The organism is Pseudomonas putida (assembly GCF_050989985.1).
GTDB classification, from domain to species: domain Bacteria; phylum Pseudomonadota; class Gammaproteobacteria; order Pseudomonadales; family Pseudomonadaceae; genus Aquipseudomonas; species Aquipseudomonas putida_AI.
The window spans coordinates 846,915-862,838 of record NZ_CP158815.1 but is presented as its reverse complement, the minus strand read 5'-3'; the positions used below and the strand labels follow the sequence as shown (position 1 = coordinate 862,838).

Genomic DNA, 15,924 nt, shown 5'->3' with positions numbered 1-15,924 from the left:
CATGCCATTGAACGAAATCATGACGCTCTACCCGCTGGCATTCGTGGCAATCGCCGGATTGGTGGGGCTGCTGGTCGGCAGCTTTCTCAACGTGGTGATCTGGCGCCTGCCGAAGATGCTCGAGCGCGAATGGCGCGTGCAGGCCCATGAAATCCTCGGGCTGCCCAATGAAACACCGCTGCCCAGCTTCAATCTTCTGCTGCCTCACTCCCAATGCCCGAGTTGCGAGCACCGGATTCGCGCCTGGGAGAACATTCCCGTCATCAGCTATGTGTTTCTGCGTGGACGCTGCTCGGCCTGCGCGACGCCCATCAGCAAACGCTACCCGCTGACCGAACTGGCCTGCGGCCTGTTGTCGGCGTTCGTGGCCTGGCATTTCGGCTTCGGCTGGCAAGCCGGCATGGCGCTGCTGCTGACCTGGGGCTTGTTGGCCATGAGCCAGATCGACGCCGAGCATCAACTGCTGCCCGATGTGCTGGTGCTGCCGCTGTTGTGGCTGGGGCTGATCGTCAACAGCCTCGACCTGTTCGTGCCATTGCATGACGCGCTATGGGGTGCGGCTGCCGGCTACCTGCTGCTGTGGTCAGTGTTCTGGCTGTTCAAGCTGCTCACCGGCAAGGACGGCATGGGTCACGGCGATTTCAAGCTGCTGGCGATGTTCGGAGCCTGGGGCGGCTGGCAGATTTTGCCGCTGACCATCCTGCTTTCATCCTTTGTAGGGGCGATCATCGGCGTGATTTACCTGCGTCTGCGCCGGGCAAAAACCTCGACGCCAATCCCCTTCGGCCCCTATCTGGCGATTGCCGGCTGGATTGCCATGCTCTGGGGTGGTCAAATAACCGACTTCTATTGGCAGTTTGTCGGTTTGAAATGAATACCCCTGCGCAAAAACCCTGGATTCTCGGCCTCACCGGCGGCATCGGCAGCGGAAAAAGTGCCGCTGCCCAGCATTTCATCGACCTGGGCGTGCACGTGGTCGATGCCGATCATGCCTCGCGCTGGGTGGTTGAGCCGGGCCGTCCGGCGCTGGCGAAAATCGCCGAACACTTTGGCCCCGGCGTGTTGCAGGCCGACGGTCAACTGGATCGCGCGGCCCTGCGTAAATTGATCTTCGAGGTCGCGGATGAACGCCGCTGGCTCGAAGCCTTGCTGCATCCGTTGATCGCCGAGGAAATCGCTCATCACCTGGCACTGGCAAAATCACCTTACGCCATTCTGGTTTCACCGCTGCTGATCGAATCCGGCCAGTACGCCATGACCCAGCGAGTGCTGGTGATCGATGCCCCCGAACAATTGCAGATCGAACGCACCTTGCAGCGTGACCAGACCAGCGAAGAGCAGGTCCAGGCGATCCTCAAGGCCCAGTCCAGCCGTCAGGATCGCGTAAGCCATGCCAACGAGGTGATAGTCAACGATCGCGACCTCGCCTGGCTGCACAGCGAGGTCGAACGCCTGCATCACTTTTACCTTACTTTGCCTGGAGGCCAGTCATGAGCCAGTATCCAACCGTCGAATGCCCCACCTGCGGCGCTCCAGTGGAGTGGAGCCCCGAGAGCCTGTACCGGCCGTTCTGCTCCGACCGTTGCAAGCTGATCGACCTGGGCGCGTGGGCCTCGGAAGAGCACAAGATCCCAGTGGCCCCGGATGCCGAGGACGAACTGTTCAGCGGCGATTTCGAACCCCGCCATCACTGATATCGGGTACCGGGAAGCACCGACGATTCCAGGCTTGGGTCGAGTCAGGACCTGGGATCGTCGTCCTTCCACGGCGCGGACAGATAGCGTGTGCGATTGAAGGTTTCCAGCCATTCCGGACAAAACACCACCAGCGCGCTGACCACCATGCCGTTGATGAACGCCTCGGGAAAAATGATCAGCCACAAGTAGCCGACGAAATCCTCGAGCCAGTAGGGCATGACGAATCGCTCGTCGAACCACAGCACCGTGAGCGCCAGCAACAGGCACAGCAACGCCGACAGGGCCGCGGCAAAGAAACCGGAAACGAAGATATACACGAAGAGATTGCGCGGCTGCGCGCGCTCGACCGCAATCGCACAGCACTCGGTGACCAGCACCGGCAACAGGATGAACAGTGCGCCATTGACCCCCATCGCCGTCAGGTCCTGACGCCCCAGCAGCACCAGCCCCGCTTGCGCCACCAGCCCACCGACGATTGCCAGCGGCCAGTCGAGCAACAGGGTCACCGCTGTCATGCCGATGAAGTGGTAGGACACCCCGGTATCGAAATCCCGTCGCACCAGCCACAGCAAAAACAGCGCGAAGACCGTGCCGAGTACCTGATGCTGACGACGGCTGTCGGTAAACAATTCGACCCAGGGCGCACGGCAGATCGCCCAGATCAGTACCGGTACATAGATCAGCCAACCCAGCGTGAGGGTTTCGGGTGACAGCAACTCGACGCCGATCATGGCCAGGCTTACTCCCTTGGCTTGCCGAACGAGAACGGGCCCTCAGTCTACACCGCCCGTTGCACGGCCTTCGAGTTCACGCCCAGTACCGGGAATCGTTCATCACCGCCTCATGTTCGGCGAACAATCCGGGCAACTCCACCTTGAGAAAATCCACCCAGGTGCGGACCTTGGCATCGAGGAAGCGTCGCGACGGGTACAGTGCATACACATTGCGCTGCCGGGGACGATAGGCCGGCAGCAGACGCAGCAAGGTGCCGTCGACCAGAGAGCGCGTGGCGGTGTAGAACGGAATCAGGCTGATCCCCATCCCGGCCTCGGAAGCCTTGACCATCGACTCGGCAACGTTGCACTGAAAGGTCATGGCCGGGTTGACCGCCTGCTCCCCTTCATCGTCCTCGAACACCCACTGATCACCGTACAACGGGTCGATCATGCGCAAGCACCGATGGTCGTTGAGCGCCAGCGGAGCATCCGGCACGCCTTGGCGTTGCAGGTATTGCGGGGACGCGCAAAGCACACTGTAGATCTGCCCGATGGGCTGGCCGACGAACTGCGAATCGGCCAGTTCGTGAGCAATGGAAATCACCACGTCCTGCCCGTCCTCCAAAGGATCCGGATTGCGTTGCGACAGGGTCAGTTCGAACACCACATCGGGATACAACTCGCTGTAACGGGCTATCAGCGGCGTGATCAACACCCCCAGGCCGTTCATGGTGTGTACCCGCAACCGCCCGCTGGGTTTGAGATGAGCGCCGCGGGCCTCGGCCGTTGCCTCTTCCATTTCTTCGAGAATCAGTCGGCTGCGCAGCAGAAATCGCTCGCCGGCCTCGGTCAGGCTCAAGCGGCGCGTGGTGCGTTGCAACAGGCGGGCCTGTACATGCTGCTCCAGGTCCGCGACCAGTCGGGACACCTGTGCGGTGGACAGTTCCAGCGCATCCGCGGCCGCAGTGAAACTTGCGCAGTCCACGACACGGACGAACACCCGCAAGTTGTTAAGCAAATCCATAAGCCTCCCTCGGGGGTAGTCACTGTTACATTTTATGTAAGGTTGTATCAGGCGTGCGCCCCTTTATCCACCTGTGGCAATCACTAGACTTGAACCATCGAAACCCAAAAGACGCACGCCAACATGAAAGTCTTGATCAGCCTGTTTCTGACCCTTGTCGCCACCTCTGCCATAGCCGCCGGCAACCCGCCTTCCGCCGTCACCTACAACCCCGCGCAGCCGCTGGACATTGCCAGGGTAGTGTCGGTATCAGACACCGCGACTGCGTGTGGCGTGGTCCCGGCGACCATGGTGTACGTGGATCATCAGGGCCAGAGCCACCGCGTGACCTACGAGGTCATGGGCGATTGCACCAGCAACCTGTGATCAGCCAGTCATAGCAGGGTCCATGTGTAGGACAGGATCAGGCGGTTTTCATCGATATCACTGCGGTAGTTGGAGCGCGCCATGGCATTGCGCACACGGATGCCGAGGCCCTTGAGACTGCCGCTCTGCAGGACATAACCGATATCCAGATCGCGCTCGCGGTCCCTGCCTTCGTAACCCTTGCCGGTGTCGACGTTGTTGCCGGAAATGTAACGCACCGTGCTGGTCAGGCCTGGTACCCCGAGGGCGGCAAAATCATAGTCGTAGCGCGCCTGCCAGGAGCGCTCGTCGGTGAAGGCAAACTCATAGGTCGGCACCTCGTTGCCCAGTGGCGAGATGTTGGCAAAGACCCGCGGGAAAGCGGTGTCGCCGTACATGGCCTGATACCCGACGTAAAAGGTGTGACCACCGCGCTTGGCCGACAGCAGGGAAAAGAACGCCTGGTTGTCGATGTTGCCCAGCAGTTTCTTACCGTCCTCGCGGGAATCGAAATAGCCGAGGTTGGCGCCCAAAACCCAGTCCCCCATCGGCTCGCTGTGCTTGAGGCCAAGAAACCGCTGGTTGTAGATGTCTTCCAGTTGCCCGTACCAGGCGCTGACCGAGCTGCGCTTCTCGTTGAAGACGTAATCGGCACCGGCAAAATTGAAGCCGTCACTGCTGACCTGACGTTGCGGTACGTGACCGAGCATGGCCTGCATTTTTTCGTCGCCCGCCTCGTTGCGCAGGCTCGTTGAACTCAGATGGCCACCTTGCAGGGTCAGGCCATTGATCTCATTGGAGGTGATGCTCGCGCCCTGGTAGCTCGGCGGCAGCAGACGGATATCGCTGAAGACCAACACCGGCAAGTTGGGTTGCAACTCCCCCACCTTCAGCTCGGTTTTGGAGTAACGCATTTTCAACGCGCCCTCCAGACGGCTGTAGTTATCCGGCGCGCGCCCGTCATCCTGCACCGGCAGCAAACCGGTGTTGACCCGGTCCGGGCTGCTGTCGAGCTTGAGGCCCAGCAGGCCGATCACGTCCACACCGAACCCGACGGTGCCCTGGGTGTAACCCGATTTGACGTTGAGGATGAAACCTTGCGCCCACTCTTCGGCCTTCGATTGCTGGTTGGCCCCGACGATGTCCGAATAGTCCCGGCTGAAGTAGTAATTGCGCGCTTGCAAGGTAGCGGTGGTGTCCTCGATGAAGCCTTTCTCGGCAGCTGTTGCGCCGCTGGAAAAACTGGAGGCGAGCGCCAGGGACAACACGGAACCGGTTGCTGGAAAAATCTGTTTCATCGTTTTGTCTCTTATTGTTATTGATCGACAGGAAGAACTGCTTTTGTCGCAGCGCCTTGGCTGCGGGTGACGGGACGACTGGCGTTCAGGATCAAGTGGGTGACCATGCCGAAAATCAGCCCCCAGAAAGCCGCGGACAGCCCCAACAGCGACATGCCCGAGGCCGTGGTGAGAAAGGTCACCAGAGCCGCCTCGCGATCACTCGGCACTGCCATCGAACCGGCCAGTGCACCCGCGATCGCGGCGAACAACGCAAGCCCCGCCAGCGCCGCGATCAGTTCCCTGGGGAACGCCGAGAACAGCGAAACCAGCGTCGCGCCGAAGATGCCCAGCACCAGGTAACACAAGCCCCCCACGACCCCGGCCACATAACGTTTGCCGGGATCCTCATGGGCCTCGCGACCCGTGCAGATGGCCGCGGTGATTGCCGCCAGGTTCAGCCCATGGCAACCGAACGGCGCCAACAACGCCGTACCCAGGGCACTGCTGGCGATGATCGGGCCAGCCGGCGTTGCATAGCCGCTGGCGCGCAACACCGCCATGCCGGGAACGAACTGACCGGTCAGCGCCACCATCACCAGCGGCAAGGCGATGTTCAGCGTCGCGCTCAGGCTGAACGCCGGGGTGATCCACACCGGCGTGGCCAAGCCGATGACCAGCGCTTCGCGGTGCAGATCGCCGGCGAGAAATGCCATCGAGCATCCCACCAGCAGGACCAGCAGCACGGCGTAACGCGGCACCAGCCGTTTACCGATCAGGTAAGTGGCAAACATCGCCAGCACCAGTGTCGGTTTGCTCTGCAACGAGACGAACAGCCCGGTTCCGAAGCTGAACAGGATCCCCGCCAGCATCGCGGCGGCCACCGCTGCCGGCAGCTTGCCGATGATCCGGTCGAACGCCCCCGAGATCCCCACCAGGAACACGATCAGGCTGCTGACCAGGTAGGCGCCCACCGCTTCCGGCATGGAGATCCCCGGCAGCAGCGCCACCAGCAACGCCGAGCCCGGTGCGGACCACGCGATGATCACCGGCACCCGATAGCGCAGGCTCAAGCCGATACCGAGCACGGCGCTGCCGATGGAAATCGCCCAGACCCACGACGACAGCACTTCCCGCGACAAGTGGGCCGCATCGGCGGCCTGGAAAATGATCACCAGGGGACCGGCGTAGGAAATCACCGTGGCGATAAATCCTGCGACGGCCGCAGACAGGGAAAAATCCCGAAGCAAGCTGTTCATGACACCTCGCCAACTGCGCTTTCAGGCGAAGCCGCTTGTGAGTCCAGTGACTGCCCGACACTGCGTCGGCTGCTGACGGCGAACACGGTCATGGCGACGGCGGCAATCGCGCCGGGCAAGGCAAACGCCATGAAGTTCAGCTGCAGCGGCAGGCTGATCCCGAGCAAGGCGCCGCCCAGCAGCGGACCGACGATCGCGCCATTGCGCCCGATGCCCGACGCCCAGCCCAGGCCGGTGGAGCGGATGGTCATGGAATAGAACTGTGCGGCACAGGCGTACAGCAGAATCTGCGAGCCGATGGTGGTGGCGCCGGCAATCGCGATCAGCAGGTACAACACCGGCATCGGGCTGTTGAAGCCCAGCAACGTGATCGACACCGCACCCACGGCAAAGAAGGCTGCCAAAACCCGTGGCAGGTTGAGTTTATCCCCCAGCACACCGCCGCCCACCGCACCGAAAATCGCACCGAAGTTCAACACCAGCAGGAACGACAGGCTCGAACCCAGGCTATAGCCGGCATTGGCCATCAGTTTCGGCAGCCAGGAACTCAAGGCATAAACCATCAACAGGCAGCAGAAGAACGCCAGCCACAGCATCAGCGTGCGCAACGCGCGCCCCTCGCGGAACAGCTGCAACACCGGCGTGCCGTTGCCCTTCACTTCGCTCATGTGCAGTTGATCGTCGGCCTGCGCGACGTAGGACGGTTCAATTCGTTGCAGGACGCCGCGCGCCTCCTGATGGCGCCCCTGGCGCAACATGAAGCCCACCGATTCGGGCAGGAAGTACATGATCAACGGCAACAGCAGCAGCGGCAGGATCGCCACGTAAAACACCGACTGCCAGCCGAAGCTCGGAATCAGCACGATGCCCAGCCCCGCGGAGAGCATGCCACCCACCGAGTAGCCGCTGAACATGATCGCCACCAGGGTGCTGCGGATCTTCTTCGGCGCGTACTCGTTCATCAGCGCCACGACATTGGGCATCACACCGCCGATGCCCAGGCCGGCGATGAAGCGACAGAGGCCGAATTCCGTAGGGTTTCTGGCGAAACCATTGAGCACGGTGAAACCGCTGAAGAGCATCACGCAAATGGTGATGGCTTTCTTGCGACCGATCCTGTCGGACAGCGGCCCGAAGAACAGCGCGCCGAACATCATGCCGAACAGTGCATAACTGCCCAGCGCCCCCGCTTGCAGGGGACTGAGCCCCCATTCTTTCATCAGCATCGGCAAAACCACGCCGTAGATCACCAGATCGTAACCGTCGAAGATGATGATCAGGGCACACCAGAACAGCACCATCCAGTGAAAGCGGTTGAAACGGGCCTTGTCGATAACCTCATGTACATCGATCTTGCGCATGGCGTTTATCTCTTGTTGTTGTTTTTCAGATCGTCGGTAAGACGGCGAACGTCCGTGCCGCCGATGCTAGAGGTGCCAGAAGCAGGTCAATATCCGTGCTGCGCAGATCGCTATCCGTTTTGTGCAGAGAGGTTTTGGGCTTTTGCGGGTGGGGGGCGTCGCGCATGGATTTGCAGTTGCGCGACAAAGTGTTTTCTTTGCGATCACATTTGAGCGCTAAGCTTGGGCCTATGGATGATTCAGATTACTTACGCCTGCTGACCATCGCGGCCGAGCAGGCCAACGCCTTCCTGTCCAATGCCCGCAAATGGGAGCGTGAGCGTTGGGTCTGCCAGCGCCTGCTGCAAGGCTTGAACATTCCTTACCGCGCCGACGAGTTCACCCCGGCCGGAGAGCCGCCGGACGTGTTGTTCCGCGATGCGAGTTTCGAGGTGTTTTTCGTCCTCGATGAAGGTCGGCGCCTCAACGATGAATGGCGGGACGAACTGCAACGCCGGCGCAGCGCGTTTTCCCTCAGCCAACTGGTGCGGCGCGAAGCCAAGCCACGACGCATCCCGGCCAACGAGTTTTTGCTGCGACTGGCGCCGACCTTGCGCAAAAAAGCGCATAACTACAAAGAACGCGGCATGGATCTGGGGGAACTGGACATCATCGCGTTCGCCAGCCTCAAACGCGAAGTGCTGGACCTCAACAGCCACTTTCCACCCCCCACCGAATATCTTCGCCAGGGCTGGCGCTCTCTGTCGCTGGTGGGGCCGACTTTCGCCCGCGTACTGTTCGCGCACCCCGACGCGCCGGACTTCCTGCGCAGCAACCTGGGGCGCAGCATTGTTTTCGATGTCGGGATCAGTCTGTGAGCCCATTGCAGACATTGATTGCCGAGGTGCCACAACTGGGACGCGTGCGCTGGATCGGTGTGCGGCCCCAGTCGCGCGCCTCGATGATGGAACTGGACGCCGTGGAGGCTCGGCTGGAGGCTGGCCTGACCGGCGATCACGCCCGACCCGGGGTGCGCAACGCACGGCAGGTCACGCTGATTCAGTGGGAGCACCTGGCGGTGATCAGCTCGCTGATGGGGCGCCCGGACGATCAGCCGGTCACGCCTGAAGATCTGCGGCGTAATCTCGTTATCAGTGGAATCAACCTGTTCAGCCTCAAGGGCCGGCGCTTCCGCATTGGCCAGGCGATGTTCGAGACCACCGGCTGGTGCCAGCCCTGTGCGCGCCTCGAAAACAATCTGGGGGTCGGGACCTTTCAGGCGGTACGCGGACATGGCGGAATCACTGCACGAGTGTTACAAAGTGGCATCATTCGCCTGGACGACACGGTGAGCGTCGAGCCCATTCCTGACACCGGCTATGCTCCGTTCATCGTTCGCTAAATCTGCCTGTAGCTTCTACACATTCAGCAACGTCTACCTGACGAGGGCTTTATGACCAGCCGCCTGAACCCCGAAGACCAAAAGCATGTCGAAGAGTACCTGCAGCTGTCCCAGCATCGAGTCGAGCGCCGGCCATTCCGGCCGTGGATGCTCCTTGTGCTGGTGTTGGCAGTGACCATTGGCCTGGGCCTGTTGAGCCGATTTATCAGTTACCTGACGCTATGAGCTGCCTTGCGCTCGCTCGGGTAACCGCACCGATTTCTTTTAGCCTTGCGAGTTATCCCCATGTCCCATCGTATCGTTATTGTCGGCGGCGGCGCCGGCGGTCTGGAGTTGGCTACCCGTCTGGGTAAGACTCTGGGCAAGCGCGGCACGGCCAGTGTGATGCTGGTCGACGCGAACCTGACCCACATCTGGAAACCACTGCTGCACGAAGTGGCCGCCGGATCCCTGAACTCCTCCGAAGACGAACTCAACTACGTCGCCCAGGCGAAATGGAACCACTTCGAGTTCCAGCTGGGGCGCATGAGCGGGCTCGATCGGGCGCAGAAAAAAATCCAGCTGGCCGCCACCTATGACGAAGCCGGCCTGGAGCTGGTACCTGCGCGGGAAGTGCCGTATGACACGCTGGTGATTTCCGTCGGCAGCACCACCAACGATTTCGGCACCCAGGGCGCGGCGCAGCACTGCCTGTTCCTCGACACCCGCAAACAGGCGGAACGCTTCCACCAGCAATTGCTTAACCACTACCTGCGTGCCCATGCCGGGCAAAACGACGAGGTCGAGCAAATCAGCGTGGCCATCGTCGGTGCCGGTGCCACAGGGGTCGAGCTGGCCGCCGAGCTGCACAACGCCGCCCACGAACTGGCAGCCTATGGGCTGGACCGGATCAAACCGGAAAACATGCACATCACCCTGATTGAAGCCGGGCCTCGGGTACTGCCAGCCCTGCCGGAGCGCATTGGCGGGCCTGTGCATAAAACCCTGGAGAAGCTCGGGGTCAACGTCATGACCAATGCTGCCGTCAGCGAAGTGACGGCCGATGCCCTGATCACCGCCGATGGCAAAGTGATCAACGCCGGCCTGAAAGTCTGGGCGGCGGGGATTCGCGCGCCGGGCTTCCTCAAGGATATCGACGGCCTGGAAACCAACCGCATCAATCAACTGCAAGTGCTGCCGACCCTGCAAACCACCCGCGACGAGAACATCTTCGCCTTCGGCGACTGCGCCGCCTGCCCGCAACCGGGCAGTGACCGAAACGTACCGCCACGGGCCCAGGCCGCGCATCAACAGGCATCGCTGCTGGCCAAGTCACTGAAGCTGCGGATCGAAGGCAAGGCGTTGCCGGAGTACAAGTACACCGATTACGGCTCGCTGATCTCGCTGTCGCGTTTTTCCGCTGTGGGTAACTTGATGGGCAACCTCACCGGTAGCGTGATGCTGGAGGGCTGGCTGGCGCGGATGTTCTATGTGTCGCTGTACCGCATGCACCAGATGGCGCTGTACGGTTGGTTCCGTACGGCCATGCTGATGCTGGGCAGCAAGATCGGGCGCGGTACTGAGCCACGGCTCAAGTTGCACTGATGTAGGTACACCTGTGGGAGCGAGCCTGCTCGCGAATGCTGACTTTCAGGCGACATTGATGTCGACTGGACTGGCGCCTTCGCGAGCAGGCTCGCTCCCACATTTTTTACCTGACCGAGTTACACCCTGAAACGTCGCACCATCCCCTGCAGTGCATTGGCCAGTTGCGACAACTCATGGCTCGAAGCACTGGTCTGATCCGCCCCTGCCGCGGAGCGCACCGACAAGTCACGAATGTTCACCAGGTTGCGATCGACCTCCCGGGCCACTTGCGCCTGCTCTTCTGCTGCGCTGGCGATGACCAGGTTTCGCTCGTGGATTTCATGCACGGACGCCGTGATGGTCTGCAGCGCCTCACCTGCGCGCTCGGCCAGGATCAGCGTGCTGGCGGCTCGGGTGGCGCTGGCATTCATGGCATCCAGGGCCAGGCTCGATCCGTTGCGCATGCCTTGCACCATTTGCTCGATCTCCTGGGTCGATTGCTGCGTCCGGTAAGCCAGGGCCCGCACTTCATCGGCCACCACCGCGAACCCTCGGCCGCTCTCCCCCGCCCGCGCCGCCTCGATGGCTGCGTTGAGTGCCAGCAGGTTGGTTTGTTCGGCGATGGCACGAATCACATCCAGAACCTTGCCGATATCCTGAGACTGATTGGCCAGGGACTGCACCAACTCACTGGTGCTCTGTACATCGTCGGACAGAGAACTGATGGCACTGGCCGTTTCGCTGACCCGTTCCTGCCCCAGGTGCGCCGATTCACTGGATTGGCGAGTGGCATCGGAGGTAGACACAGCGTTGCGCGCGACCTCTTCAACGGCACTGGTCATTTCATTGACGGCGGTGGCCGCCTGTTCGATTTCGTTGTTCTGTTGCTGTAGGCCCTGGGTGCTGTCGAGGGTGACGGCATTCAGTTCATCGGCAGCGGTCGCCAGTTGGGTGGCGGAACCGCTGATGCCCTGCAAGGTTTCCCGCAGGTTCTGCTGCATGGTCGCCAATGCCTTGAGCAAACGGCTGACTTCATCATTGCCACGGGTTTCGATCGGACGTGTCAGGTCGCCTTGGGCCACATGCTCAGCGGCGGTCACCGCGTCGCTCAGCGGGCGCACGATGCTGCGGGTCAGCAAAAGGGCCAGGGCGACGGTCGCCAGAGCCGCAAGGGCGATAAACAGGCTGACGATCGTGCGTGAGGTGTCGTAGTGATCCCTGGATTTTTCGCTTTCGGCGGCGACCTGCCGAGTGAACAGTTCCGCCAGGTCATTGAGCTGCTTGCCGGAACCGTCGACCACGGTTTTCATGTCGACCAGCAACAGCTTGGTCAATTCGTCGCGACGCCCTTGTTCGGCCAGGGTGAATGATTGAGCAATGCCGGCGCGATAGGCCGTGAAGGTGTTTTTGAACTGGTCATACAACGCCTTGCCTTCAGCCGAGGTGACCAGCTTGTCGTAGGCGGCGATTTTCTCGCTCAGCTCCTTGTCCCGGGTATCCATCTGGCTGCGGTATTGCGCGATGTTCTTCGGGTCCTGGTCCAGGGCCATGCGCAGGGAGATGGTGCGAATGCGCAGCATGATTTCGCGAATCTCGTCACCGCCGCGAATGCTCGGCAGCCACTGTTTCTCCACCGCCACTTCGCTCTCGCGGATACTCGACATCTGCCCCAGGGCAAAAATCCCGAGCAGCGCCACAAGCACTGCGATCAAGGCAAACCCCAATGCGGCACGGGGGGCAATATTCAACTGACGAAGAAACATAACGAGCGCCTTTGTTTTTTTATGGCTTGAGTGGAGGGCTGAACCCCGACAGCTCGTTATCGGCAAGTTGTACGATGACTTGATGCGATCTGCATTTTTTGAACGCAAAAAAAATCCCCGTATCTTTCGATACGAGGATTTTTAATATGGTCGGGGTAAGGGGATTCGAACTCCTGACATCCTGCTCCCAAAGCAGGCGCGCTACCGGACTGCGCTATACCCCGGTAAAAAAAAGGCACCTTCGAGAGGCGCCTTCTGCGAACAGAGCTTTTGGCGTCTGATCTTAAGATTCGATTCCAGCGAACTGGTCTCAAAAATGGTGGGTCGTGTGGGATTCGAACCTACGACCAATTGGTTAAAAGCCAACTGCTCTACCAACTGAGCTAACGACCCAAAAATGGTCGGGGTAAGGGGATTCGAACTCCTGACATCCTGCTCCCAAAGCAGGCGCGCTACCGGACTGCGCTATACCCCGGTTTGAAATTGGCTCCGTGACCAGGACTCGAACCTGGGACCCAATGATTAACAGTCATTTGCTCTACCGACTGAGCTATCACGGAACTACACATTTCAATTTACAACGGTGAAGCTTTACTGCGTTCTCTTCGACTCGTTCGCATCGCTGCGTTCGTGTGTCTGAGGCGCGCTATTCTACAATCTTCAGAACCTCTGTCAACCCCCTAAATTGCTTTCAAGTTAATGATTTGCAACTTATTTTGGATTCCTGCTTGGGGAGCGGAAACCCTGGCGGGTGACTTACTGCGGGGCGCACTTTACAAGCCTTTTCCTTTAACTTCAACAGCCTGGCGAAAAAAAGGCCTCGCAATGCAAGGCCTCCTTTTCTTTGGCGCCGTTTTGGCTCAGTTGAAAACGATTTCGTCGTTTTCCACCGTGCCCTTCGCCGTGTCTCCCGGCATGAATCGACCGGAGAGAATCAGCTGCGCCAACGGGTTTTCGATCCAGCGCTGGATCGCACGTTTCAGCGGCCGTGCGCCATACACCGGGTCATACCCTACGGCGATCAGCTTATCCATCGCCTCGGGGCTCAGCTCCAGCTTCAGCTCACGCTCGGTGAGGCGACTGCGTAGACGACTCAACTGGATCTCGGTAATGCCAGCGATCTGATCCCGAGCCAGCGGCTCGAAAATCACCACTTCATCGACCCGGTTGATGAACTCCGGCCGGAAGTGCGAAGAAATCGCGTCCATTACCGCCGCACGCTGGGCCTCACGATCGTCGACCAGGTCCTGGATCTGCGCCGAGCCCAGGTTGGAGGTCATGACGATCACGGTGTTCTTGAAGTCCACCGTGCGGCCATGGCTGTCGGTCAGGCGACCGTCTTCGAGCACTTGCAGCAGGATGTTGAACACATCCGGGTGCGCCTTCTCGACCTCGTCCAGCAGAATCACCGAGTAAGGCTTGCGACGCACCGCCTCGGTCAGGTAGCCGCCCTCTTCATAGCCCACATAGCCCGGTGGCGCGCCAATCAGGCGAGCCACGGAATGTTTCTCCATGAACTCGGACATGTCGATGCGCACCATCGCCTCTTCGGTATCGAACAGGAACTCGGCCAACGCCTTGCACAGCTCGGTTTTACCCACACCGGTCGGGCCGAGGAACATGAACGAACCGCTTGGGCGATTCGGGTCAGCCAGCCCGGCACGGGAACGCCGCACCGCGTTGGACACCGCGACCACCGCTTCTTCCTGGCCAATCACACGCTGGTGCAACAGGCTTTCCATCTTCATCAGTTTTTCGCGCTCGCCTTCGAGCATTTTCGACACGGGAATGCCGGTCCACTTCGATACGACTTCGGCGATCTCTTCTTCAGTCACCTTGCTGCGCAGCAACTGGTTTTCGCTTTTGCCATGCTGGTCGACCATTTGCAGGCTGCGCTCCAGGTCCGGGATCACCCCATACTGCAGTTCAGCCATACGGTTCAGATCGCCTTTTCGACGGGCCGCTTCCAGTTCCTGACGGGACTGTTCGATTTTCTGCTGGATCTGCGCAGAACCCTGCACCTCGGCTTTTTCCGAGTTCCAGATTTCTTCGAGATCCGAATACTCACGCTCATGACGAGCGATTTCGTCCTGCAGCTTTTCCAGGCGCTTCTTCGCCGCGTCGTCGCTTTCTTTCTTCAGCGCCTGGGATTCCACCTTCAACTGGATCAGGCGGCGTTCCAGACGGTCCAGCACTTCCGGCTTGGAGTCGATTTCCATACGGATGCGGCTGGCGGCTTCGTCGATCAGGTCGATGGCCTTGTCGGGCAGCTGACGGTCCGTGATGTAGCGATGGCTGAGCTTGGCCGCCGCGATGATCGCGCCGTCGGTAATCGCCACCTTGTGGTGAACCTCATAACGCTCCTTGAGGCCACGCAGGATGGCGATGGTGTCTTCTTCGCTCGGCTCGTCCACCAGGACCTTCTGGAAGCGACGTTCGAGGGCCGCATCCTTCTCTATATATTGGCGGTACTCGTTGAGCGTGGTCGCACCGACGCAATGCAACTCGCCACGCGCCAGGGCGGGCTTTAGCATGTTGCCGGCATCCATCGAGCCTTCGCCCTTGCCCGCGCCGACCATGGTGTGCAGCTCATCGATGAACAGGATGATCTGCCCTTCCTGCTTCGACAGCTCGTTGAGCAAAGCCTTGAGCCGCTCTTCGAACTCGCCGCGGTATTTGGCACCGGCAATCAGCGCCCCCATGTCCAGCGACAGCAGACGCTTGCCCTTCAGGCCATCCGGCACTTCGCCATTAATAATGCGCTGGGCCAGGCCTTCGGCGATGGCGGTCTTACCGACGCCAGGCTCACCGATCAGGACCGGGTTGTTTTTAGTACGGCGCTGCAGGACCTGAATGGTCCGGCGAATTTCGTCGTCACGGCCAATCACCGGATCGAGCTTGCCGTCTTCGGCGCGCTTGGTCAGGTCGACGGTGTATTTATCCAGGGCCTGGCGCGCCTCTTCGTGGTTGGGGTCATTGACCGCCTCGCCACCGCGCAGGTTGTTGATCGCATTTTCCAGCGCTTTCTTGCTCACGCCCTGGCCGAGCAACAACTTGCCAAGCTTGCTGTTCTCGTCCATGGCGGCGAGCAGTACCAACTCGCTGGAAATGAACTGGTCGCCCTTCTGCTGGGCCAGGCGATCGGCCTGATTGAGCAGGCGCGCCAGATCCTGCGACATGTTGACGTCGCCGGTCGGATTCTGGATTTTCGGTAGCTGGTCGAGCTCTTTGGTCAGCTCTTTACGCAGGCTGTTGACGTCAAAGCCCACCTGCATCAGCAGGGGCTTGATCGAGCCGCCCTGTTGTTCGAGCAGGGCCTGCATCAGATGCGCCGGCTCGATGGCGGGATGGTCAAGACCGACGGCCAGGGATTGGGCGTCGGATAAAGCTAACTGCAATTTGCTGGTTAAACGATCTATACGCATGGGTCACCTTCCTTTTGAGCAGGCCGGACCTATAGAACATCCTGAATGAAGAAACCTGCCAGATACCGCAGTAGATGCGGTCGATTCTGGGAGTTTCAAGCGTCGTGACG

The 15,924-nt window shown here is 60.4% G+C and carries 14 protein-coding genes, 4 tRNA genes and 2 pseudogenes; 8 read left to right on the top strand and 12 right to left on the bottom strand.

What is annotated here, in order from left to right; genetic code table 11:
• Position 1: 1 nt before the first annotated feature.
• Genes ABTV29_RS04135 through yacG form a run of 3 tightly spaced genes read left to right on the top strand, consistent with a single transcriptional unit; the run spans position 2 to position 1,694 of the window.
• Positions 2-874 (top strand): prepilin peptidase, encoded by an 873-nt coding sequence (locus ABTV29_RS04135; protein ID WP_433768954.1) that lies wholly within the window; start codon positions 2-4, stop codon positions 872-874.
• Positions 871-1,494: a dephospho-CoA kinase gene (gene coaE, locus ABTV29_RS04130; RefSeq protein ID WP_433768952.1), complete on the top strand. Its 624-nt coding sequence runs from the start codon at positions 871-873 to the stop codon at positions 1,492-1,494. Before ABTV29_RS04135 ends, coaE begins: the two co-directional genes overlap by 4 nt.
• A complete protein-coding gene (yacG, locus tag ABTV29_RS04125; RefSeq protein ID WP_433768951.1) occupies positions 1,491-1,694 on the top strand; it encodes a DNA gyrase inhibitor YacG in 204 nt (67 codons plus the stop codon). The genes coaE and yacG overlap by 4 nt, the downstream gene beginning before the upstream one ends.
• Before the next feature lie 44 nt (positions 1,695-1,738).
• On the opposite strand, the gene ABTV29_RS04120 is transcribed toward yacG, so the two are convergent.
• Entirely contained in the window at positions 1,739-2,428 is a 690-nt protein-coding gene (locus ABTV29_RS04120; RefSeq protein ID WP_433768950.1) for an energy-coupling factor ABC transporter permease, read from the bottom strand.
• A 76-nt stretch (positions 2,429-2,504) separates the two neighbouring features.
• Positions 2,505-3,437, bottom strand: a complete 933-nt coding sequence (locus ABTV29_RS04115; RefSeq protein ID WP_433768948.1) for a LysR family transcriptional regulator — start codon at positions 3,435-3,437, stop codon at positions 2,505-2,507.
• A 123-nt stretch (positions 3,438-3,560) separates the two neighbouring features.
• On the opposite strand from ABTV29_RS04115, the gene ABTV29_RS04110 reads away from it, so the two are divergent.
• On the top strand, positions 3,561-3,803 hold the full coding sequence (locus tag ABTV29_RS04110) for a DUF2790 domain-containing protein (protein ID WP_433768947.1): 243 nt from the start codon (positions 3,561-3,563) through the stop codon (positions 3,801-3,803).
• Positions 3,804-3,811: 8 nt separating this feature from the next.
• Here the strand turns inward: ABTV29_RS04110 and ABTV29_RS04105 are convergent, their stop codons facing one another.
• From ABTV29_RS04105 to ABTV29_RS04095, 3 genes are read right to left on the bottom strand one after another with little or no spacing between them, the layout of a single operon-like run.
• The gene (locus ABTV29_RS04105) at positions 3,812-5,080 is read right to left on the bottom strand and encodes an OprD family porin (protein ID WP_433768946.1); all 1,269 of its coding nucleotides are present in this window, start codon (positions 5,078-5,080) and stop codon (positions 3,812-3,814) included.
• 17 nt (positions 5,081-5,097) lie between these two features.
• Positions 5,098-6,318 carry a benzoate/H(+) symporter BenE family transporter gene (locus ABTV29_RS04100; RefSeq protein ID WP_433768945.1) on the bottom strand — a complete coding sequence of 407 codons (1,221 nt, stop codon included), beginning with the start codon at positions 6,316-6,318 and terminating at the stop codon, positions 5,098-5,100.
• A complete protein-coding gene (locus ABTV29_RS04095; protein ID WP_433768944.1) occupies positions 6,315-7,679 on the bottom strand; it encodes an aromatic acid/H+ symport family MFS transporter in 1,365 nt (454 codons plus the stop codon). The genes ABTV29_RS04100 and ABTV29_RS04095 overlap by 4 nt, the downstream gene beginning before the upstream one ends.
• A gap of 230 nt (positions 7,680-7,909) precedes the next feature.
• Here ABTV29_RS04095 and ABTV29_RS04090 point away from each other — a divergent pair, with 230 nt between their 5' ends.
• From ABTV29_RS04090 to ABTV29_RS04075, 4 genes are read left to right on the top strand one after another with little or no spacing between them, the layout of a single operon-like run.
• Positions 7,910-8,536 carry a DUF1780 domain-containing protein gene (locus tag ABTV29_RS04090; protein WP_057400461.1) on the top strand — a complete coding sequence of 209 codons (627 nt, stop codon included), beginning with the start codon at positions 7,910-7,912 and terminating at the stop codon, positions 8,534-8,536.
• Positions 8,533-9,060 carry an MOSC domain-containing protein gene (locus tag ABTV29_RS04085; RefSeq protein ID WP_433768943.1) on the top strand — a complete coding sequence of 176 codons (528 nt, stop codon included), beginning with the start codon at positions 8,533-8,535 and terminating at the stop codon, positions 9,058-9,060. The genes ABTV29_RS04090 and ABTV29_RS04085 overlap by 4 nt, the downstream gene beginning before the upstream one ends.
• A gap of 51 nt (positions 9,061-9,111) precedes the next feature.
• Complete coding sequence (locus ABTV29_RS04080; RefSeq protein ID WP_007909875.1) at positions 9,112-9,285, top strand: DUF3094 domain-containing protein; 174 nt, start codon at positions 9,112-9,114, stop codon at positions 9,283-9,285.
• 60 nt (positions 9,286-9,345) lie between these two features.
• The gene (locus ABTV29_RS04075; protein WP_433768942.1) at positions 9,346-10,644 is read left to right on the top strand and encodes an NAD(P)/FAD-dependent oxidoreductase; all 1,299 of its coding nucleotides are present in this window, start codon (positions 9,346-9,348) and stop codon (positions 10,642-10,644) included.
• 119 nt (positions 10,645-10,763) lie between these two features.
• Here ABTV29_RS04075 and ABTV29_RS04070 read toward each other — a convergent pair.
• From ABTV29_RS04070 to clpB, 7 genes and pseudogenes are all read right to left on the bottom strand, one after another.
• Positions 10,764-11,363 (bottom strand): annotated as a pseudogene (locus ABTV29_RS04070) (methyl-accepting chemotaxis protein); the annotation flags it as partial.
• Between the two features lie 303 nt (positions 11,364-11,666).
• Positions 11,667-12,389, bottom strand: a pseudogene (locus ABTV29_RS04065) (MCP four helix bundle domain-containing protein); the annotation flags it as partial.
• Positions 12,390-12,536: 147 nt separating this feature from the next.
• Positions 12,537-12,613: transfer RNA gene (locus ABTV29_RS04060), tRNA-Pro, on the bottom strand.
• A gap of 93 nt (positions 12,614-12,706) precedes the next feature.
• A tRNA-Lys gene (locus tag ABTV29_RS04055) sits at positions 12,707-12,782 on the bottom strand.
• Between the two features lie 5 nt (positions 12,783-12,787).
• Positions 12,788-12,864, bottom strand: a tRNA-Pro gene (locus tag ABTV29_RS04050).
• Positions 12,865-12,873: 9 nt separating this feature from the next.
• Positions 12,874-12,949 (bottom strand) — tRNA-Asn (locus ABTV29_RS04045).
• 300 nt (positions 12,950-13,249) lie between these two features.
• Positions 13,250-15,814 carry an ATP-dependent chaperone ClpB gene (clpB, locus tag ABTV29_RS04040; RefSeq protein ID WP_433768941.1) on the bottom strand — a complete coding sequence of 855 codons (2,565 nt, stop codon included), beginning with the start codon at positions 15,812-15,814 and terminating at the stop codon, positions 13,250-13,252.
• Positions 15,815-15,924: the final 110 nt, after the last annotated feature.